20 protein-coding genes are annotated in these 20,299 nt (G+C 71.7%); 10 read left to right on the top strand and 10 right to left on the bottom strand.

Annotation, left to right across the window (positions count from 1 at the left end; all coding sequences use genetic code 11):
- The first annotated feature begins 9 nt into the window (after window positions 1-9).
- The 3 genes from CLV71_RS14445 to CLV71_RS14455 are packed head-to-tail and all read left to right on the top strand — an operon-like array spanning window position 10 to window position 2,649.
- Window positions 10-1,221, top strand: coding sequence for an MFS transporter (locus CLV71_RS14445; RefSeq protein WP_166664087.1), 1,212 nt, complete (start codon window positions 10-12; stop codon window positions 1,219-1,221).
- Window positions 1,218-1,865, top strand: a complete 648-nt coding sequence (locus CLV71_RS14450) for an HAD-IA family hydrolase (RefSeq protein ID WP_133903198.1) — start codon at window positions 1,218-1,220, stop codon at window positions 1,863-1,865. The genes CLV71_RS14445 and CLV71_RS14450 overlap by 4 nt, the downstream gene beginning before the upstream one ends.
- A gap of 16 nt (window positions 1,866-1,881) precedes the next feature.
- Window positions 1,882-2,649: a 3'(2'),5'-bisphosphate nucleotidase CysQ gene (locus tag CLV71_RS14455; RefSeq protein WP_133903199.1), complete on the top strand. Its 768-nt coding sequence runs from the start codon at window positions 1,882-1,884 to the stop codon at window positions 2,647-2,649.
- 63 nt (window positions 2,650-2,712) lie between these two features.
- Here CLV71_RS14455 and CLV71_RS14460 read toward each other — a convergent pair whose 3' ends face one another.
- The 5 genes from CLV71_RS14460 to CLV71_RS14480 form a co-directional block, all read right to left on the bottom strand.
- On the bottom strand, window positions 2,713-3,165 hold the full coding sequence (locus CLV71_RS14460; RefSeq protein ID WP_133903200.1) for a hypothetical protein: 453 nt from the start codon (window positions 3,163-3,165) through the stop codon (window positions 2,713-2,715).
- 9 nt (window positions 3,166-3,174) lie between these two features.
- Window positions 3,175-3,405 carry an MbtH family NRPS accessory protein gene (locus CLV71_RS14465; protein WP_133903201.1) on the bottom strand — a complete coding sequence of 77 codons (231 nt, stop codon included), beginning with the start codon at window positions 3,403-3,405 and terminating at the stop codon, window positions 3,175-3,177.
- Between the two features lie 68 nt (window positions 3,406-3,473).
- Window positions 3,474-4,142, bottom strand: a complete 669-nt coding sequence (locus tag CLV71_RS14470) for a response regulator transcription factor (RefSeq protein ID WP_133903202.1) — start codon at window positions 4,140-4,142, stop codon at window positions 3,474-3,476.
- Entirely contained in the window at window positions 4,139-5,116 is a 978-nt protein-coding gene (locus tag CLV71_RS14475; protein WP_208297547.1) for a sensor histidine kinase, read from the bottom strand. The genes CLV71_RS14470 and CLV71_RS14475 overlap by 4 nt, the downstream gene beginning before the upstream one ends.
- Before the next feature lie 148 nt (window positions 5,117-5,264).
- Window positions 5,265-6,137, bottom strand: coding sequence for a UbiA family prenyltransferase (locus CLV71_RS14480; RefSeq protein ID WP_133903204.1), 873 nt, complete (start codon window positions 6,135-6,137; stop codon window positions 5,265-5,267).
- 278 nt (window positions 6,138-6,415) lie between these two features.
- Here CLV71_RS14480 and CLV71_RS14485 point away from each other — a divergent pair, with 278 nt between their 5' ends.
- The 3 genes from CLV71_RS14485 (at window position 6,416) to CLV71_RS14495 (ending at window position 9,485) form a co-directional block, all read left to right on the top strand.
- A complete protein-coding gene (locus tag CLV71_RS14485; RefSeq protein ID WP_243866437.1) occupies window positions 6,416-7,195 on the top strand; it encodes an AfsR/SARP family transcriptional regulator in 780 nt (259 codons plus the stop codon).
- An 87-nt stretch (window positions 7,196-7,282) separates the two neighbouring features.
- Window positions 7,283-8,686: an NAD(P)/FAD-dependent oxidoreductase gene (locus tag CLV71_RS14490; protein WP_133903205.1), complete on the top strand. Its 1,404-nt coding sequence runs from the start codon at window positions 7,283-7,285 to the stop codon at window positions 8,684-8,686.
- A gap of 1 nt (window position 8,687) precedes the next feature.
- A complete protein-coding gene (locus CLV71_RS14495; RefSeq protein ID WP_133903206.1) occupies window positions 8,688-9,485 on the top strand; it encodes a class I SAM-dependent methyltransferase in 798 nt (265 codons plus the stop codon).
- 4 nt (window positions 9,486-9,489) lie between these two features.
- On the opposite strand, the gene CLV71_RS14500 is transcribed toward CLV71_RS14495, so the two are convergent.
- Window positions 9,490-10,518, bottom strand: a complete 1,029-nt coding sequence (locus CLV71_RS14500) for a beta-ketoacyl-[acyl-carrier-protein] synthase family protein (protein ID WP_133903207.1) — start codon at window positions 10,516-10,518, stop codon at window positions 9,490-9,492.
- A gap of 128 nt (window positions 10,519-10,646) precedes the next feature.
- Here CLV71_RS14500 and CLV71_RS14505 point away from each other — a divergent pair, with 128 nt between their 5' ends.
- Entirely contained in the window at window positions 10,647-11,807 is a 1,161-nt protein-coding gene (locus CLV71_RS14505; protein WP_208297548.1) for a serine hydrolase domain-containing protein, read from the top strand.
- Window positions 11,808-11,938: 131 nt separating this feature from the next.
- The gene (locus CLV71_RS14510) at window positions 11,939-12,853 is read left to right on the top strand and encodes a GH12 family glycosyl hydrolase domain-containing protein (protein WP_243866438.1); all 915 of its coding nucleotides are present in this window, start codon (window positions 11,939-11,941) and stop codon (window positions 12,851-12,853) included.
- A gap of 39 nt (window positions 12,854-12,892) precedes the next feature.
- Here the strand turns inward: CLV71_RS14510 and CLV71_RS14515 are convergent, their stop codons facing one another.
- The 3 genes from CLV71_RS14515 to CLV71_RS14525 form a co-directional block, all read right to left on the bottom strand.
- Entirely contained in the window at window positions 12,893-14,869 is a 1,977-nt protein-coding gene (locus CLV71_RS14515) for a flavin monoamine oxidase family protein (RefSeq protein WP_133903208.1), read from the bottom strand.
- 118 nt (window positions 14,870-14,987) lie between these two features.
- Window positions 14,988-15,512, bottom strand: a complete 525-nt coding sequence (locus CLV71_RS14520) for an SMI1/KNR4 family protein (RefSeq protein WP_208297549.1) — start codon at window positions 15,510-15,512, stop codon at window positions 14,988-14,990.
- 20 nt (window positions 15,513-15,532) lie between these two features.
- A complete protein-coding gene (locus CLV71_RS14525) occupies window positions 15,533-16,177 on the bottom strand; it encodes a VC0807 family protein (RefSeq protein ID WP_133903210.1) in 645 nt (214 codons plus the stop codon).
- 186 nt (window positions 16,178-16,363) lie between these two features.
- Between CLV71_RS14525 and CLV71_RS14530 the strand changes: the two genes are divergently transcribed.
- Together CLV71_RS14530 and CLV71_RS14535 are read left to right on the top strand one after the other, a co-directional pair.
- Window positions 16,364-17,542 (top strand): sensor histidine kinase, encoded by a 1,179-nt coding sequence (locus CLV71_RS14530; protein ID WP_133903211.1) that lies wholly within the window; start codon window positions 16,364-16,366, stop codon window positions 17,540-17,542.
- The gene (locus CLV71_RS14535) at window positions 17,539-18,195 is read left to right on the top strand and encodes a response regulator (protein ID WP_133903306.1); all 657 of its coding nucleotides are present in this window, start codon (window positions 17,539-17,541) and stop codon (window positions 18,193-18,195) included. Before CLV71_RS14530 ends, CLV71_RS14535 begins: the two co-directional genes overlap by 4 nt.
- 36 nt (window positions 18,196-18,231) lie before the next feature.
- On the opposite strand, the gene CLV71_RS14540 is transcribed toward CLV71_RS14535, so the two are convergent.
- Complete coding sequence (locus CLV71_RS14540; protein ID WP_133903212.1) at window positions 18,232-20,133, bottom strand: PD40 domain-containing protein; 1,902 nt, start codon at window positions 20,131-20,133, stop codon at window positions 18,232-18,234.
- Between the last annotated feature and the right edge of the window lie 166 nt (window positions 20,134-20,299).

Consider the following 20,299-nt stretch of genomic DNA (forward strand, 5'->3'; position numbering starts at 1 on the left):
GGTGGCGACGTGCGAAGGACCTGGGCGTTCGTGCTGTTCGCCGGCGCGTTCGCGGTGTCGTGCACGGAGTTCGTCGTCGTCGGGCTGCTCCCGCAGATCGCGGCCGACCTGGACGTGTCGGAGGCCGTCACGGGTCAGCTGGTCACCCTCAACGCGGTGGCGTTCGCGGTGGGCGCGCCCGTGCTGTCGGCGCTGTGCGTGCGGGTCGACCGGCGGCTGCTGCTGCTCGGCACGCTCGCGGTCTTCGTGGCCGGGCACGTTACGGCGGGACTGGCGCCCAACTACGCCGTTCTGCTCGCGTCCCGGCTGCTGTCCGGCGGCATGATGGGCCTCTACCTCGCCACCGCGATCGCGGTGGCGGCACGCCTCGCGCCACCCGAGCGACGCGCCAGCGCCATGGCGATCGTGGTCGCCGGGGTCAGCACCGCGACCGCGCTCGGCGTGCCGGTGAGCACCCTGCTCGGCCAGCACGCGGGCTGGCGGCTGCCGATGCTCGGCATCGCCGGGCTGGCACTGGTCGCGCTGGTGCTGGTCGCGGTCGTCGTCCCCGCCACGGGTGTGGACGACGGGCCACCGATGACGGCACGGCTGCGTGCGCTGCGCAACCGTCCCGTCGTCATCGGACTGACCGCGATCGTGCTGTTCTGGGGCGCCTCCTTCACCGTCTACACCTATCTCGTACCCCTGCTGGAGACCCGCGCGGGCGTGCACGGCGGGCTGGTCACGGTCGTGCTGTTCCTGGCGGGCCTGTGCGCCGTCGGGGGCAACCACCTCGGCGGTCGCGGCGCGGACCGCGCGCCCGCGGCGACCCTCGTGGTCACCGCGGCGGTGACCGCCGCGGCGTTGCTGCTCGTGCTGCCGGTCGCCACCGGTCCCGCCGGTGCCATCGCCCTCGTCGGGGTGTGGCAGCTGGCCGCGTGGTCGTTCGTGCCCGCCGTGCAGGCGGTGCTGTACCGCGCCGCCGGCCCCGGCGGTGACCTCGCGGTGTCGTTCGCCGTGTCCGGGTTCAACGTCGGCATCGTCGCGGGCGCCGGCTTCGGCGGCATGGCGCTCGCCGCGGGCGGCATCCCCTGGGTCGTGGTGCTCGGTGCCGCGACGGGCGTCGTCGCGCTCGGCACGGTCGTCGCGTTCGTGCGTGCCGGCCGTCCGTCCACACCGGAGCCGACGCCGGTCCTCGCGGGAGTACGTGAACCGGCCCCCTCAGAGAGGACACCGACATGACCGCCGAGTTCCAGGCCGTCCTGTTCGACATGGACGGCACCCTGATCGACTCGACCACCGCGGTCCGCCGCGCGTGGCGCCGCTGGGCCGACGAGGAGGGCATCGAGGTGGCCCGGCTGGCGGGCACCTCCGGGCGCCCCGCCCGGCGGATCGTCACCGACCTCGTCCCGCCGGAGCGGGTCGAGCAGTCCCTGGCCCGCTACACCCACATCGCGACCCACGACCTGGACGGCGTGGCGGTACTGCCCGGCACGCCCGCCGCGCTCGACGCCACGGCCGAGCACCACGCGATCGTCACCTCCAGCTCGCGGGACGTGACCACGGCGAGGATGGCCGCCGCGCGGCTGCCCCTGCCCGAGGTCGTCGTCACCGCGGAGGACGTCGCGGACGGCAAGCCCCACCCGGCGGCCTACCTGCTGGCGGCGGCACGCCTGGGGGTCGACCCGAGGCGGTGCCTGGTCGTCGAGGACACCGACGTCGGTGTCACCGCGGGGGTCGCGGCGGGCTGCCCGGTGCTCGGCGTCGGTCCGAGGGTGACCGCGGACGCCGGCGTGCTCGCGCTGGTGCCCGACCTGTCGACCGCTCGCTTCGCCGCGACCGCCGACGGCGTCGCCGTCTCCTTCGCCGACCGGATGGCGGCCTGACCTACCGGAGGAACCCGTGTCCGACACCCCTGTCCCCACCGACGACCACGTGCTGGCCAGGAAGCTGGCCACCGCCGCGGCCGAGCGGCTGCGGCGCCTGCGTACGTCGGGCTCGCTGTCCGGTGCGGCGCTGGGCCGGGCGGGCGACCGGCTCGCGCACCTGCTCCTCACCGAGGAGCTGCGAACCCACCGGCCCACCGACGCCGTGCTGTCCGAGGAGGACGAGGACGGCGTCGCGGACCGGCGCCCCGACCGCGTGTGGATCGTGGACCCCCTGGACGGCACTCGCGAGTACGGCGAGCCGGACCGTGCGGACTGGGCCGTGCACGTCGCCCTCGCGGTGCGGGGCGAGCCGGTCGTGGGCGCGGTGGCGCTGCCCGCCGACGGCGTGGTGCTGGCCACCGACGACCCGCCCCGGCTGGTGACCCGGTCGTCAGAGGGCACGCGCCTCCGGGTGGCGGTGAGCCGCAGCAGGCCGCCCGCGCTCGTGGCGCGGCTGTGCTCGGTGCTCGACGTCGAGCTGGTCCCGATGGGTTCGGCGGGCGCGAAGACCGCCGCGGTGCTCGCGGGAGGGGTGGACGCATACGTCCACGCCGGTGGTCAGTACGAGTGGGACAGCGCGGCACCGGTCGCGGTCGCCAACGCGGCAGGCGCTCACACGTCCAGAGTGGACGGTTCACCGCTGGTGTACGACAACCCGTCCGCGTACCTGCCCGATCTGCTGGTGTGCCACCCGGACCACCGGGACACCCTCCTCACCGCACTCGCGGCGGTGCGTGACTGAGCCATTCCCTGACAGGCGTCGCGCGAAGCGTTCGGCTTCGCGCGACGTTCTGCTCTGTCCCTCTCACGCGGAGCGCGGGTCGGGGACCGTCCACTCGGTGGCGCACGACGCGGCGACCCGGCGTGCGGTGCCGACGACCGCGGACCAGATGAGCGGCGGCGTGCGGAGTGCCGGCGGCACGCGCCAGGTCTGTGCGCCGTCACCGCTGGGCAGCACGACCACGCCGCCCGAGGGCACCAGCCACACCCGGAACGGGCGCAGGTCGGCAGGCAGCAGCGGATACCGTGTCGCGGCGGGCTGGGTGAGGAAGGTGAGATGGTCGCGGTCCGGGCCCACCACGATCGGACCGTCCAACATGGACAGTCGCAGCTGCGTGTGCACCAGCTCGCCGAACCGGACGGGCATGACGATCGCGTCGAGATCTTCGCCGACCACCACCACCGGCCTGCCGGTCGGCGAGGACGACTCGCCGAGGAGTGCTTCGTACTGGCGTCGGTCGGTGGTGGAGAGTCTCATGGCGAACCTCTAACGGTCGTCGCGGCCCCGCTTCCGTGCCGGGCCGGTCGTCCACCGACGGGACGGCGCTGCCGTGGCGTGCCACAGCTCGGCGACCTGGTTCAGTGCGACCTCGGCGGTGCTGGAGAAGCCCGTGGGGCGCCAGCCTCCAGGTAACGGCAGATGGCTTGGCCAGATGCAGTAGCAGCCCTCGTCGTTGACGACGACTCGGTAGTAAGTCGAAGGGTCCGCGGAGTTCATGCGTACCTTTGTGGTCGGGAAGGACTCCTTGCCACCGAATACCCTACGTGCCCGCGGTTAGACCGGGGTTATACGCCCGAGTCCTCGTCGATACCGCGCAGTAGTCCCGCGGCCGTCCCCTTCTTGATCGCGTCGACGCGCGAGGTGGCCTGCAGCTTGCCGTAGATGTTGGTGAGGTGCCGTTTCACGGTGCCCTCGCTGATGAACAGGCGCCCGGCGATCTGCGCGTTGGTCAGCGCCGCCGCGACCAGCTCGAGGACCTCGGTCTCCCGCGCGGAAAGCAGGCTCTGCTGCTCCCGCGCCCGCTCCAGCGAGCGCATCGTCGTGCGCGGTACGGACAGCAACACGTTGCGCTGGTTGCGGTTCACCGAGTGGACGGTGGCGAGCAGCTCGTCGCGGCCGATGCTCTTCACGAGGTACGCGGCGGCGCCGGACTGCAGCAGCTCGCTGACCACGCCGGAGGACTCGTGCATCGTCAGGATCACCACCGCGGTGGCCGGGCACGTGCGCGCCAGCTCGGCGATGACCGCCTTCGCGCCGGGGCCCGGCATCTCGACGTCGAGCAGGAGCACGTCGGGCTGGTGGCGCATGACCAGCTCGACGGCCTGGGGGCCGGTGGCGGCCTCGCCGACGATCCGCACGTCCGGGTCGGTGGCCAGGAGCTCCTGCACGCCCTGGCGGAACAGGGTGTGGTCGTCGGCGACGGCAACGGTCACCCGGCGGGACGAGTCCGTCACTGGACCTCCGTCACCGGGACCGTGATCGTCACGGTCGTACCCGCTCCCTCGATGCTCGACACCAGCAGGTCACCGCCGAGGAGCTTGATGCGCTCGCTCATGGACAGCAGCCCGATGCCCGGTCTGGTCCGCGTCATGTCGAAGCCGACGCCGTCGTCCTGGACCTTCGCCACCGCCTTGCCGTCGTGCATCTCGATCGTCACGCGGATGGAACGTGGCGTGGCGTGGCGGACCCCGTTGCGGACGGCCTCCCTGAGCACGATGAACATCTCCTCGGTGACCTCGCTCGGGAGACGGCCGAGGTCACCGGTCACCGTCACACCGGCCTCGATGGCGTCCGGCACGTGCACGTGCATGTACTCGGCGACGGCCTCGCGCAGCCCACCGTGGCTCTCGGTGGAGAAGCGCAGCTCCTGTGCGGTCTCACGCACCGCCGCGAGGGCGTCCCGCATGAGCGCCGCGGCCTGGACGATCTTCTCCCTGGCGTGCTCCGGGTCCTCGTCGCGGTAGATGTCGTGCAGCTCGAGGTCCTGGATCGCCACGCCGATCGAGTGCGCGGCCCGGTCGTGCAGCTCGCGGGCGATCCGGTTCCGCTCGTCCCGGTGCGAGTTGTTCACCCGTTTGAGCAGGAAGCTCGCGTAGGACACCGAGCCGAGACCGACCCTGCGCATGATCGCCGCGTTGAGCGTGACGGCGGCGGCGAGCGTCGCGGCATCGTCGCCACCGCCCGCCCGTAACTCCCGGATTACCTCCGGAAGGAGTACGCCGAACATCTCAATGGCAGCACGAATCGATTCGCTCGGGTGAATTCCGTGCATTGCGCGGGTTACGCCGATCTCCTCGGTCAACCGCGCCGTGCGGAACTCGCCGGTCAGTGCCGCGCTGGTGTAGCTCTCCACGTCGTCGAGAACGGAGCCGAGCTGGTATCTGAGCTGGTCATCCGCTTCCGCGCTTTCCACGAGTGGGCTTTCCACTTCGCGAAGGCGATCCCGAAGGGCGGACATGGCACGCTGCCGAACGGACGACGCGAAAACGACGTCGATCCGGTCGTGCTCTGTGGCCATGGACAACCATCCGTAGTCGACTTCGGGTGCCGGATTTGCGCAGTACGGAGTTGGTCAATCATGACACAACATCTGCCGAGAGCAATGTCATGTGGGCGGCGTACTGCGTTGTCATGAAGGCACGATAGGGCCGCCGTTCGGCGCAACGGCCGCCCCTTCCGGCGGCGGACAGCAGCAGTACGGCCACCGCGCAGGCGCCGGAGCACACCACCACACCGACCGGTAGCAGCCGGGGAACGACGACCACGGCCGTCGTGAGGAACGCCAGCCCGAGCGACACCGCGAGCGCGGCCATGAGCGCCTTCGCCCGGCGCACGCCGAGGACGACAGGTGCCGTCCGCCTGCCGGCAACCCGGTCGCCCCGGACGTCGGACAGGTCCTTGGTCGCGCCGACGAGCCCCATCCACAGCGACATCGCGACCGAGGTGACGACGAGCGTGGTGTTCCACCCGCCACCCACGGCGGACCAACCGGCCAGGTAGGTGAGCAGGCCGAGGGAGACCACCCCGGCGAGGAAGCCGGGCATGCTGTTCTTCAGCGGCCACGGGCCCATCGAGTACGACCACCCGACGAGGAGCACCAGCAGCACCAGTAACGCCGACCGCGACGACACCAGCACACCGCAGGTGACCGCGACGACCGCGAGCACGTAGCACATCCGCGTCGCGGCGGCGACCGGGAGCGCGCCGCGTGCGATGGGCCGCGTCGAGCCGTTCTCCCGGTCCTCGACGACGTCGGCGATCCCGTTGACGAGGTACACGCACCAGGTGGCCGCGAGCCAGCTCGCGGCGGCGAGGAGCACCGACTGGTCGACGAGGTGGGTCGTCGCCGTACCGCCGCCCAGCACGACCCCTGCCACGAAGCGGAGCTGGAAGATGACCTGGACGACGGGCCGGGCCTCCTGCCAGCTCGCGCGGACCACTCCGGTCATGCCACTGATTCCGAAGGGAAATAGAATTTTCTGTTGAGTGGTAACCATGGTTGATTTCTATCCTCCCTTCGGTATTGCACGACAGTGCGGAGTGGTAGCGCTTTCACTCCCACCTTAGCCGAGACCACTACGACTTTGGTGACAGTGGCCTCCCACCTTGCGTTCAAGCTCGCCCGCAGAGGTGGCAGTCGCCTTGTCGACGGTTCCGTGACGCTTCTAACGTCGGCTGTGAAATCGAGGAACCGAGATCGACCGTTCGTAGATGGGTGGGGCACGTGATGATGCGAGTGCGTTTCTTCGGGGATTTCGCGATGCACGCCTGCGACCGGCCGGTCGACACGCTGCGGGGCAGGACGTCGAGTCTGTTCCAGTTCCTGCTGCTCAACCGGGGACAGACCGTGCGCAGGGAACGACTGCACGAGGTGCTGTGGCCCGGCAGGGAGTGGTCGTCGACCGACAGCTCGCTGAAGGTGGCCGTGCACGCCCTGCGCCGCGCGCTCAGGACCACGGCGGACGACGGCGCCGAGCTGCCCGTCGAGATCGCCGGTCAGGACCACGGCTACGCGCTGCACGCCGACGACCTGTGGGTCGACGTCGACGAGTTCGAGACGTGCATGTCCGAAGGGCAGGTCGCCGAGAGCGCGGGCGACGACGACGCCGCGTCGCGTGCCTACCACCGGGCCGTCGACCTCTACCGGGGCGACCTGCTCGGTGCGGACCTCGCCGACTGGATCGTCCCGCAGCGCGAGTACAACCGCGCCCTCGTCCTCTACGCACTGGGCTGGCTGCGTGCCGACGCGCTCCGCAGGGGCCGCCACGCCGAGGTCATCACCCTGTGCCGCCGCGTGATCGGGATCGACCCGTACCACGAGGAGATGTACCAGACCCTGATGCTCGTGCACGGCCGCCGCGGCGAGCTGGGACAGGTGCGCAACTGGCACCGCCTGTGCGTCAGCAAGCTGCGTGACGACCTCGACGTGGCGCCGACCGCCACCACCCGCCGCATCTACCACCGCGCCGTCCGCGGTGAGCTGCGCGAGCCGGTCCTCACGGGCTGACCGGCACCACCGACTTCCCGGGGAGACACGATGACCGTGTCAGAGCCTTCCTCACCGGCCGTGCCGGTCCAGGTCCGGTGATCGGCCATGAGTCCCGTCGTCGTGGTCGGCGGCAGCGTCGCCGGCCTGGCCACCGCGTTGGCACTGGCCCGAGCCGGGCGCGCGGTGCTGGTGCTCGACCGGGCCGCCGCGCCGCCGGAGGGCGTCGCGGACGAGGTCGCGCCGGAGTGGAACCGGCCGTCCGTGCCCCACGCCCAGCAGGCCCACACCCTCACGTCGCTGGGGGTGGCGGTCCTTCGCGACCACGCCCCCGACGTGCTGGCCGACGCCGTCGCGAGCGGTGCCGAGCTGCTGGACCTGGTCACGGCCCTGCCGCCCGGCCTCGGTGGTCGGGTGGCGGGTGACGACGAGCTGGTGGCGCTCGCCTGCCGCCGCACGGTCCTCGAGCTGGTGCTCGTGAACCTGGTCCGCGCAACGGCCGGGGTGGAGGTCCGCCACGGGGTCCGGGTGTCCGGCCTGCTGACCGCGGGCCGGGGCACCCGCGTGGCCGGGGTGGTCACCGACACCGGTGAGCGGGTGGCGGCGGAGATCGTCGTCGACGCGACCGGCCGCCGCGCGCGGGCCCGTTCGTGGCTCGCCGCGCTCGGCCACCGGCTGCCCCCGGACAGCACGGGCCGCACCGGCGTCCGGGTCCACTCGCGCTTCTACCGGCGGCGGACGCGGCCAGGCCCACTCAACCGGGGCAACGCCGCGGGAGTCGTCGCCGACCACTACGCGGGCGTACTGCACCCCGCCGACGGTGACCTGTTCTCCGTCGCCCTCGGTACCCATCCCAGCGACCACGCCCTCGCCGCGCTGCGGCAGCCGCGTGCGTTCCAGGCCGTCGCCTCGGCGACCCCGTACGTCGAGGAGTGGCTCGCGGACGCCGTGCCCTACGGCGATGTCCACGTGACGACCTGCCCGCCGAACGTGTTCGGCGCGCTGGCCGGTGCGTGGCCGCAACCGCTGGCCGGGCTGTTCCCGGTCGGCGACGCCGCCTGCGTCACCGACCCGCTGTTCGGCCGGGGCATGTCGCTGGCCATCGCCCACGCGTTCCGGCTCGCCGAGGTGCTCGACGCGGGCCCGGAGGTCGGCGAGGCCCAGAGCAAGGAGGCCGTCCGCGCCGCCCTCGACCTGTTCACGCCCTGGTACCAGCAGGCCTACGCCGACTCGGAGGAGCGGGCCGACCGGTGGCGCAGGGCGGTCACGGGCGAACCACCGCCACCCGAGGGCCCTCGCCTCGGCGTGCGGGCCGTCGGCAGGGCCGCGCCGCACGACGCCGAGGTCTGGCGCGGGCTCACCCGCGTCCTCATGGGACTGTGCCCCGCCGGCGAGGTCTTCGCCGACGCCGGGTTCGCCGCCCGCGTGCGCCGGGTGCTCGCCGACACGCCGCGGGCCTCCGCCACGCCCACCCGCCACGACCTGCTCACGACCGTCAGTACGGAGTCCTGACATGCCCGTCCTCGGCTTCACCCGAGCCACGACCGCCGACGCGCACTTCGCCGCCTGCCGCGCGACCTACCTCGACCTCCTTGGCCGGGTCGGTATCCGCCCGGGAGACTCCGTGCTCGACGCGGGCTGCGGCACCGGTTCGTTCCTGCCCGCGCTGACCGGGCTGGTCGGCCCGGACGGCCGCGTCACGGGACTCGACCTCGTGCGGGAGAACGTCGAGCAGGCCGCGCACCGCACCGCCGCCCTGCCGTGCCCGGTCGACGTGGACCGGGGCAGTGTCCTCTCCCTGCCCTACCCCGACGGGTCGTTCGACGTGGCGTGGTGCGCGAACCTGACCCAGTGCCTCGGCGACGGCGAGCTGCGGACGGCGCTGGCCGAGCTGCGCAGGGTCGTCCGCACGGGCGGGCTGGTCGCGGTGAAGGACCTGGACGCCACCCTCGTGACCGTCCGGCCCGGCGACCCGTTCCTGCTCACCGACTTCTTCCGTGCCGCCGGCGCGACGCCCGGCTACGCGGCACGCCTCCTGCGCACCCGCGACCTGTACCGGTGGCTGCGGGAGGCCGGACTCGCGGACGTCGTCCAGTCGACCGTCCTGTCCGAACACGTCGCCCCGCTGTCGGCCGAGGAGCTGGCGTACTACGGGCCTTCCTTCGCGAGTGCCGCGACGCGGGCGCCCGCACTGGGCGTGCCGGGGGCGTGGGAGCCGCTGCTGGACCCGGCCGACCACCGCAACCCGTTGCGGAGCCAGGACACCTACGTGAGCGAGGGCAACGTCCTGGCCGTTGGGCGGGTCGGCTGACCGATCACGCGACGGTGACCACCGCGCAGGACCAGGAGAAGCCGCCGCCGCTCAGGAGCACGAGTGCCACCTCGCCCCGGTCGAGGAGCCGGTTGTCGTGCAGGTGGGCGAGGTTGGCGGCGGTGTCACCCGCGCCGAGGTGGCCGCTGTGCTCGCGTGGCGAGATCAGCTTCCCCGGCACCCAGCCGTCGAGCACGGGCACGTACGAGGCGTCCAGCGAGCTGTCGGCGAGGCGGGGCAGTGCGATGTAACGGATTCTGGGGTCGGTCGGCGCGATCCCGGTGCCGGACAGCGCGTCCGTGACCACGCGCCGGATCCGGTCCGCGCTCACGGCGTTGAACCGGTCGATGCCCTTCTCGGCGAGGAACGCCTTCTTGGCACGGCGGGCGTCGACCCGGTCGGAGTGCCAGCGGGGTGCGGGGCTGAACTCGTCCCGCCCCCGGTACATGGTCTCGAACTCGGGCGCACTCGCCTGTGCGAGCCCGAGGAGCACCAGGTCACCCGCGTGCGCGGGACCGCGCCGCAGGACCACGGCCGTGCCGCCGTCCCCGTACGCGACCGAGTAGTCACTCGTCCAGCGGTCGAAACCGGGTGGCGCGAAGCGGTCACCGGTCGTGACCAGCGCCGTGTCCAGGCCGGGGTCGGCGAGGAGGTGGGTGGCGGCGACGGCGAGCGCGCCGGCACCGCCGTTGCACAGCTGGTACAGCCCGACCGGCAGGGCAGCGCCGACCCCGGCCCGGTCGGCGACGTAGTGCGCCGGTGACCACAGGTCGTGGCCCTGGTGGTAGATCCAGGCGTGCACGAGCAGCCCGACGCGCTCACGCGGGACGCCTGCGCGGGTCAGCGCGGCCTCGGCGGCACGTGCGGCCAGCTCCGGCGCGGGCACGTCACCGGCGGGCACGGCGGTCAGGGCGAGGTCCGCCGCGCGTTCGGGTTTGACCTTCCCTTCGGCGATCGCGTCCGCGACGGTCTCCCGTCCCGGCGGGAGCCAGGTCGTCGCAGCGGCGATCACCAGACCGTCTCCGAGTAGCACGACGTCTCCGTTCCTCGGGTCCCGTGGACCACGCGAGCATCCGGCACCCCGGTTAACCACCGGTTGGCTAACCGTCCGCTAACCGCGCACCGCCATGCTTTCCGCAACCGTCGAGAGAGGACGCGATCGTGACTTCGGTGACCGTGCACGGTGTCGCCGCCCGTGGGTTCGGCCGGGTGGCCGACGTGTTCGCAGACCTGTTCGCGCACCGGGGGGAGAGCGGCGCGGCGGTCGCGCTGGTGCTGGACGGCCGGACGGTGGTCGACCTGTGGGCGGGTGTCGCGGACACGCGGACCGGCAGGCCGTGGACCGCCGACACGACGACGTCGGTCTTCTCGTGCACCAAGGGACTGCTGACGATCTGCGCGTACCTCGCGGTGCAGCGCGGGGAGCTGGACCTGGACGCACCGGTCGCCCGCTACTGGCCCGAGTTCGGGCAGGAGGGCAAGGACGACGTCCCGGTCCGCTGGCTGTTCTCGCACCGCGTGGGCCTGCCGGTCGTCGACAGGGACCTGACGATGGCCGACGTGCTGGCGTGGTCGCCGGTGGTGCGTGCGCTGGCACGCCAGAAACCCCTGTGGGCACCGGGAACCGCGCACAGCTACCACACGATGAGCTTCGGCTGGCTCGTCGGCGAGGTCCTGCGCAGGGCCACCGGCCGCACCCCGGGCAGGCTGGTGGCCGGGGAGCTCGCGGAGCCGCTGGGCATGCGGACGTGGCTGGGACTGCCGGACCCGGAACGCGAGTCGGTCGCGTGGACGCTGGCCGCGCCGGAGGCCGAGCGCGCGATCCCGGTGCACCCGGTGAACGCGCGGGCCAGGACGATGTGCGGCGCGTTCCCGTTCCCCGCCGACGACGACGGCAACGTGGTGTTCAACGAACCCGCCGTGCGTGCGGCGGGTCTGCCCGGTGCCGGGCTCATCAGCACGGCACGCGACCTGGCCAGGGTGTACGCGGCGTGCGTGTCCGAGGTGGACGGCGGGAGGCTGCTGGCGCCGACGTCGGTGGCGGACGCGCTGGTGGTCCGGTCGGAGGGCCAGGAGGTGTACGGGCCGCCGTACGCGGGCCGCCGGTGGGGGACCGGTTTCCTGCTGAACTCGCCGCCGACCAGGCGGATGCTGACGGACGTGAGCTTCGGCCACGACGGCGCGGGTGGTCACCTCGCGTTCGCCGACCCCGCGCTGCGGGCCGGGTTCGGCTACGTGACGACGCGGATGCGGGGCCCGGCCGACGACCGGTCCAACCTGCTCACCGCGGCCGTACGGGACTGCCTGGCGATCGCTGCGTAACCACGCGTTGACCCCATCCCCTTATTTGGGTGGCGCAGGTCACATGGGCTTTGAAAACCGCGGTTACCCGAGTTGGGATCAGGGCCTCTACGCGGAGCCCGGGAGATGCGACCTTGATGAAGATGCGCCAGATGAGCCGACTCGGCATCGCGACCGTGATCGGTGCGGCACTGGCGATGGTGGGCCTGCTCGTGACGACCGCGGCCCTCTCCTGGCACGTCGACGACGTGGCCGCGACCCCGACCACCCGCCCCACCACCCGGACGACGACCACGACCACGAGCGCGCCACCCACCACGACGACGACCACCACCACCGCCGTGCCGACCACGACGACCACCGCGAAGGCGCCACCCGCCGCGGCCGTCACCCCGGCGGCGGCGAACTGCGCCAAACCGGCGTTCTCGACGTCCGAGGCAGACGACGGCTGGAGCGACGGCGACTACTACGTGCAGAACAACATGTGGAACGCGTCCGACTACAAGGTGTCGCAGAAGCTCGCGGCGTGCTCGGCCGCGAACTGGTCGGTGACGACGACCGCGGACGACGACAACGGTGACGGCGCCGTGAAGACCTACCCGAACGTCCACAAGGACTACCACGACTGGGACACGGGCAAGGAGCCGCCGCTCAGCCAGTACTCCCGGCTGACCTCGACGTTCGCGGCCACGAGCCCGCACACGGGCATCTACAACGTCGCGTACGACATCTGGCTCAACGGCGTGCCGGGCAACCGCGAGGTCATGATCTGGACGGACAACTTCCACCAGAGCCCGGCGGGGGACCGGGTGGCCGGCGGCCTGTCGTTCAGCGGGACGACGTGGGACCTGTACGCCACGGACGACAACGAGTACCTGGCGTTCGTCCCCTCCCACACGCTGACCAGGGGGACGCTGGACCTCAGGGCGTTCCTGGACTACCTGGTCAAGAACGGCCACGTGCAGTCGAACTCGACACTGGGCCAGATCTGCTTCGGCGCCGAGGTCGTGTCCACGGGCGGCAAGCCCGCCACGTTCCAGTTCACGGACTTCTCGGTCACCGACTAGCAGCGGGTGGCCCGCGATCGCGGGCCACCCGCGTCGGGCTCACCGCCGTTCGTTCACCTCCAGCGCGACCCGGACCGCCGACTCGAGCGCCCCCTCGATCCACGAGTGCTTCAGCGACGTGTGCTCGCCCGCGAAGTGCACCGGCCCCTCCGACGTCGTGATCGACGGGTGCAGCTCGGTGAACTGCCTCGGCGTGAACACCGCGGCCTCACCGAGCGCGTAGCGGTTGCGCAGCCAGCTCTGCGTCTGGCCCCTGCCGGTGAAGAACGCCTCGATCCGCTTGCCGTACAACGCCTGCATCCCGCGCATGGCGTAGGCGTAGCGCTCGTCGTCGTGCAGGGAGTCCCACCGGGACGCGTCCGCGGCCCAGCTGTAGCTGGCGAGGACCACACCGCCGTCGCTGCCCGCGACGGGGTGCGACGGGAAGTAGACGAAGCGGTTCGGGTTGTCGGTCACCGATCCGCCACCGACCGTGCCCGCGGCCTCGCCGTCGTACTGCTCGTACAGCCCGGGTTCGATCGCGTCCAGCTCGCGGCGCCAGTCGTCCTCGGTGAACTCCCACCACCGCCTGCTGAACTCCAGCAGCACCTTGGTCGCGGAGTCGTAGTGCAGCTCCATGACCGCGCGGCGCTTGCCGTAGGAGAACATGGGGGAGGTCTCGACGTGGCGCAGTGCTGTGAACGGCACGGTCACGATGGCGACGTCGGCGGTGAAGGTCTCGGTCTCACCGGGTGTCCCCGAGACGGAGTCGGTGGCGCCGGTCTCGCTGACCGTCTCCACCCACACGCGGGGGCCGTCCTCACGGACGTGCGGTGACTCGCCGTCGGTTTCTGGTGTCCAGTAGTGGAGGCGGGTCATGCGCCGGTTCATCCGCAGGTCGTCGCCGAGCTCGCCGACCAGGGCGTAGGGCAGTTCGGCGGTGCCGCCCTCGATCTCCCAGTAGGTGGCCTGGTTGCTGACGAGGCTGCGGGTGAGGAAGCTGTGCATGAAGGACAGCGGTATGCGCGAGGTGAGGTTCTCGATCGTGCCGATCGCGTCGACCGTGCGTTCGTCGAGGCCGAGGTGGTCGGTGAGGAAGCCCCCCATCGAGTAGTTGTCGAAGTCGTAGATGACCTTGGCCCAGCCGTCGACCCACTCAGCCATCGGCTTGTCGACCCGGCCGTCGGCGGTGGCCGTCGAGTAGTAGTCCCGCACCGGGTCGAGCGCCCGGTCGAGGGTCGCGCCCGCCGTCGCGGCCGCCTGGGCGCCGGGAACCCCGAAACCTCCGTTGATCGGGCCGGGATCCTGCGCGTAGTCGGCGCGGCGCACCAGCTGGCCGTTGGTGTGGATCCAGGTCCGCATGGCCTGCTCCGGCGGCCGGAACCCGGGCTGGTCCGGCCCGTTGCGCCACTCGACCCCGGTGAAGGACCGGTAGACCACCGGAGGGACGACGTCGGTCCCGGTGCCCGGCTTGACGTCGACGTTGTAGAACAGCCTGCGCCGAAGCCCGAGGTGGTCGATCAGGCCCAGCGTGAGCGGGTGGAAGTCGGGCAGCCGCATCGCCCCGGCCTCCGCGTACTGGCGCTCGTCGGCGAACGGCGCCGCGTCGCTCTCCGGCCCGCGCCGGAACGTCTTGACACGCCCGCCGACCCGGCTCCCGTTGGCCTCGACCACCGTCACCTGGTGACCGGCCCGCCGCAGCAGGAGCGCCGACACGAGCCCGGCGATGCCCGCCCCGACCACGAGCACCTTCTTGGGGCTGGTAGTCCGGGGCAGCCCGTCGTCGAGCAGTACCCTGAGGTACTCCAGTTTCAGGTCCTCGCCGTTCGGGCCGACGAGGAGCAGCTCGCGGGCCAGCCGCAGGCAGGTCTGCCAGCGTGCGTCGTCGGGCACGGCCTTGACACCGGGCAGGACGGCAGGCGCGGCGGCGGCCACACCGGGAGCCAGCAGCCCGCCGGCAGCAGGCGCGGCGGCGGCAAGCCCCGCCGCCGTGAGGAACGAGCGTCTACCGAGACTGCGTGCACCACGGGGTTCCATGATCCCAAGTAGATAGTGCCCGGCCGTACTCGAAGCGAGAGCAGGCAACCCAAACCACCTGACCGATGCGGGTCGTTCACCCTGACGTGTACATCTCAGGCCGGCACGCTCACCGCGCCTACCGGCACCACGAGCTGACCATGTCGGAGAAGTCGGGGAACTCGGCCCGCGCCGCCGCGAGCACGTCGGCGGGAGTGCGCGGCTCGATCCCGGAGTGCTCCTCGGCAACGGCACGCAGCGCCGCGTGGGGCTCACCCTGCTCCGAGCCGAACTCGACCGCCTCCATCGGGCCGACGCCACCGGCCAGCAGCCACAGGAACTCCCCGAGACTGCCCGCGACGACGCCGGTCTCGCCTTCCGAGCCGAAGAACACGACGGGTTGGTCGGCCGGCGGGCGGCCGGGCCGGACCAGCCAGCTCGCGACCAGACCGCCGGTGCCGTCCTGCGCGAACACCCGGAACGCGTCGCCGTCGAGGTCCTCGTTGCCGGTCCACAACCGCAGCCACTCGGTCGTCTTCTCCGCGGAGTCGAACTCGCCGTACGGCTCGTAGTCGATGCTCCCCGGCCCGTCCTCGAACGGGAACTCGATGCCGTCCAACGCGGCCAGCGCGGCGGGGAAGGACCGGTCGTCGGTGGTCGTCACACGCGCACCGTACCGTCCTGTCATCGTCCCGCTCGCCGCGTTGTGGCCAAGGCGCCCTGGCCGTGGTTGCGGTACCAGAACAGCGAACCGACACCGACGGCGATCACGGCCAGGCCGATCGGGCGCGACACCTCGAGATACGTCTGCGTCGGCAGGGACACCGCCAGCGCGAGCAGTACGAGGGCGTGGAGCACCAGAGTCGCTCCCACGATGCCGGTGATCGTGTTCGACGCGCGCCGGCTGCCCGGTGTGTCCAGAGGCCTGTCCATACCGGGACTGCGGCGGGCGACCAGCCGTAACACGACCTGGTGCAACGGTTTCCCGATCGCGACGGAAGCCAGGCACACCAACCCCAACGGACCGGTCACCACCGCCTCGTGCAGCTTCAGCACGACTGTGTTGCCGCCGGTCGCGAAGAACACGAGTGCGGCGACGGCGAAGCAGCACACCGCGACCAGCCCGATCGGGTCCAGGCGCCTGCGCACGGCGAGCTTCCCCAGTGTGAACGCCGTCGGGACCGCGGCCGCGACGAGTAACGCCGTCGCATCGCTGCCCGTGTGCGGACGTAGCCACGTGTAGACGACAAGGGGCACCACCGCACTGATGACGACGCTGGGTCCGACCTTGCGCCACAATCCGGCGCGGGGACCCGTCGACGTGTTCATCTTTCCCTCCCTTCGCGGCCCTGCCCCGAGCGGGCGGACCGGGGACAACGATGCCGCTCGGCACCCCGTTCCGTCGTCGGAGCACGGGTTGAAAACGGTGCTCCTCTCACGGGTGGAGACGGAGCCACGGTGGACTCAACCCCGGGGTGGACGCCATCGACACCGGAACTGTTTATGCTGGTCAGCATGCCCGCCAAGCTCTCAGCCGCCGCCCGGTGGCGAGCCGTGTCCACGCTCCCGTGGCAACGGCTGGCGGGCGTCGGGGCCCTGACGGCGGTGCTGGCACTGGGGCTCCACACTGTGCCGGGCGCCTGGTCGCGAGGGACCGGGACGCCGCTGGCGCTGACGGTGATCGCGGTCGTCGTGTGTGCGGCCGTCGTGCTCACCAGGCCGTCACCGGGCCGGGCGCCGGTGCCGTTACCCGTGCTGTCGGCGCTGTTCGTGGTGATGCTGGCCGGCTCGACGACCCTGGCGTGGTTCGCGCCGACCGGCCCGGGCTTCCTCACCGGACTGGTCACCGCGGGCGCCGCGACCAGGTTCCCGCAACGCCTCGGTCGGATCGCGGTGGCCGTGACCCTGTTGTCGTTGGCGTGCGCGGGTTTCCTCGGCGCACACCTGCCACTGGCCACGGTCGCGGTCAACGTGCTGGGCGCGGCTGCGTTCTACCGCGTCGGGCTGTTCGCCGCCCGGCTGCGTGCCAGGACCGACCAGGCCGAACACCTCCTGGCCGAGCTGGAACAGAGCCGCGCGGCGCAACTGCACGCCGCGACCCTCGCCGAACGCCAGCGGCTGGCGCGGGAGATGCACGACGTGCTGGCGCATTCGCTGTCGGGGCTGCTGCTGCACCTGGAAGGGGCGAAACTGCTCGCGGCGGACGAATCGGTGGACCCGCGCCTACGGGACACAGTGGACCGTGCCCACCACCTGGCGAACTCAGGACTGCGTGAGGCCCGCCAGGCAATCGGCACCCTCCGGGACGAGGACCTCCCCGGCCCGGAACGACTGCCGTTCCTCGTGGACCGGTTCCGCGAGGACACCGGCATCCCGGCCGAGCTGGCGGTCACCGGAACCCCACGCCGGCTGACCGCGCAGGCGCGGCTGACCCTGTTCCGCGTGGCGCAGGAGGCCATGACGAACGCGGCGAAACACGCGGCACCGTCCCGCATCGACGTCCGCCTCGGCTACGACCCCGACGGCACCCGGCTCACGGTGCGGGACTACGGCGGCACGGCACCCGCCGACGCCGGGGCCGACGACGGCTACGGGATCACGGGCATGCGTGAACGGGCCGAGCTGCTGGGCGGCACCCTGTCGGCCGGCCCCACCGACTCGGGTTTCCTGGTGACGCTGTGGCTGCCGACATGACCGTCCGCGTCCTGATAGCCGACGACCAGCGCGTGGTCCGCGACGGGCTGGTGCTGTTGCTCGACCTGCTGGAGGGGGTCGAGGTGGTGGGCACGGCCGCCGACGGCGAGGAGGCGGTGGCACTGGCACGCGAGCATCGCCCGGACGTGGTCCTGATGGACCTTGGCATGCCCCGTTGCGACGGCGTCGAGGCAACCCGCCGCCTCCGCGACGAACCCGGCATCCACGTCGTGGCACTCACGACCTACGCCGACGACCGCTCGGTACTGGACGCCCTCCGCGCAGGCGCCCGCGGTTACCTGACCAAGGACGCGGGCGCGACGGCGATCCACGACGCCCTGCGCCGGGTGGCACAGGGCGAGTCGGCGATCGACCCCGCGGTACAACACCACCTGGTCGCGGCGATCGCGACCACCGAGGCCGAGCCGGGGAAACCGTCGCTGCCCGACGGCCTGACCCCACGGGAAGCCGAGGTCCTGACCCACATCGCGGCAGGCCTCACCAACTCCGAGATCGCGACCCGCCTGGTGGTCGGCAAGGCCACGGTGAAGACCCACGTGAACCACCTGCTGGCCAAGATCGGCGCACGCGACCGGGCCCAGGCGGTCAGCTACGCCTACCGAATGGGCTTCGGCCCCGATTCCCGGGAATGACAGCCAACCGCGCCACGAGCGGGCGCGAAGGTCGAGTCAGGACAGGACGGCCTGCGGGAGGAAGAGCGGCATCGAGTCCTCCCACTGGCTGTCCGTCAGCGGCTTCCTGTTGGTGCCGTCCGCGTTCATGCTGAAGATCTGCCCGTACGGCTGGAAAGTGTCGTCGTAGAGCGCCGCTTCCTCACGGAACCCGTACATTCCGCTGTTGTACAGGATGCGCCCGTCCGCGCTCCAGACCGCGTGGCCGTCGTTCGCGCCGCTGGTGGTCAGGACGCGCAGGCCGGTTCCGTCGGGGCGGATGGTGCAGACGTCGAAGTTGGTCACGCTCGTGCGGCGGGTGAAGAGGATCAGCCTGCCGTCGGGCGACCAGTCGGGCAGGTTGTCCGACTCGGTGGTGAGCACGCGTGTCGCGCCGGTCGTGAGATCCAGGACGCGCAGGCCGTTCGCCTGGCCCCACACGCGGTAGACGAGCTGGTTGCCGTCCGCCGAGTAGCTCGGGAAACCCGCGTTCGTCGAGTCGTCCGTGAGTGCCTCCCAGGTGGAGCCGTCGCTGCGCACCCGCATCACCGCGGCCTTGCTCACCGCACGTTGCTGGAACCAGCCGCCCAGACCGAAGGCGATCCACTGCCCGTCTGGCGACCACGCCGGCCGGAACGCCCCCGCCAGGCCGTGCGCGACGAGCGTGGGGTCGAGGCCGCTGTTGTCCGTGTCGAAGACGACCCGGCGGTCCGAGCCGTTCGGCTTCATGGTCACGATCGAGGAGTGCGCGGCCCCGGTCTGCTTCTCCGTGAACGCGAGGCGGCCCTGCCTCGACAGGACGGGGAACACGTCGCTGAAGCGGTACTCCCAGTCCGGGTCCCAGTTGTAGAGCGGCGTGTCGAGCGCACGTGGGGTCCGGTCGGTCCTCTCGTAGACCACCGACCTGCCGTCCGGGGTCCAGACCGGCGAGCGCAGTGACCGCCGCAGCGCGGGCCGGGTGCCCGAGACGTACGCGAGGCCCTCGTCCGGGCCGCCCTTGACCAGGTAGCCGATCTCGGTGGCGCTCACGTACTGCGGCGCGACCTTCAGGTTGGGCCCGGAGGTGTGCTCGACGCGGTCGGTGCCGGTCGCGAAGTCGACCGACACGATCTGCGACACGACCGTCCCGACGGCCTCCGGCCGGTGTGCGCCCCAGGTGCCCTCGGTGGTGATCTCGTAGAAGACGATCCGGCTGCCGTCCGGTGACCACCTCGGCGAGCCGAGGCAGTACCCCGGCCTGGTCGCGACCTGCCGGAAGCCGGTGCCGTCCGGTCGGATGGCGTAGACGCTCAGCTCCTGGGTGTGTTCCCAGCCGCGGCCGTCGTCGTGGCCCCGCCAGCTCGTGTTGCGGTCGCTGGAGAAGGCGATCCACCTGCCGTCGGGTGACCACGATGGCTGGAAGTGGCAGTCGGGGCTGTTCGGGTCGCCCGCCAGCGCCGCGGTGCCGGTCAGGTTGGTCAGCCGCCCGCTGCGCAGGTCGAGCAGCCAGATCTGTGCCCTGTGGTCCGCCGACCGCGTGGACATGAAGGCCAGCGTGTTCCCGTCCGGCGACAGGGCGGCACTGTCGTTCACCGCCGGACCGGTCACGAGCGGCCGCACGCCGACCGCCTGGCCGGAGCCGTTGATGTCGGCCCGGTAGAGGCAGGAGTTGCCGTCGCCTGACCGTTCCGAGGTGAAGACCAGCGTCCTGCCGTCGGCGGAGACGCAGGCGTGCCGGTCGAACGCGCGGTCCTGGAGGAGCGGGCGTTCGTTGGAGCCGTCCGCGTTCGCGATGTACACAGTGGACGAGGACGGTCCGATCCGGTTCATCAGCATGACGCCCTTCTTGCCCGCGCCCGCGGCGGCCACGGCGAAGGGACCTGGCAGGAAGGACGCGGCACCGGCGGCCGCGCCGGTCGCCAGGAACGTTCGGCGCCTCATCTCGGGGGACATCGTTGTACCTGATCCCTTCGCCATCGGAGGGTGCACACAAAGATTGTCTAACAACTACTGGCGACCGTAACAGCGGGGGAAGCAGTCTGCAACCGTCGTAACGCGAGGAATCCAAGATACAGAGGCATAATTCCCACAGGGTGTCCTTGTGGAG

Source organism: Actinophytocola oryzae (assembly GCF_004364325.1).
GTDB classification, from domain to species: Bacteria; Actinomycetota; Actinomycetes; order Mycobacteriales; family Pseudonocardiaceae; genus Actinophytocola; species Actinophytocola oryzae.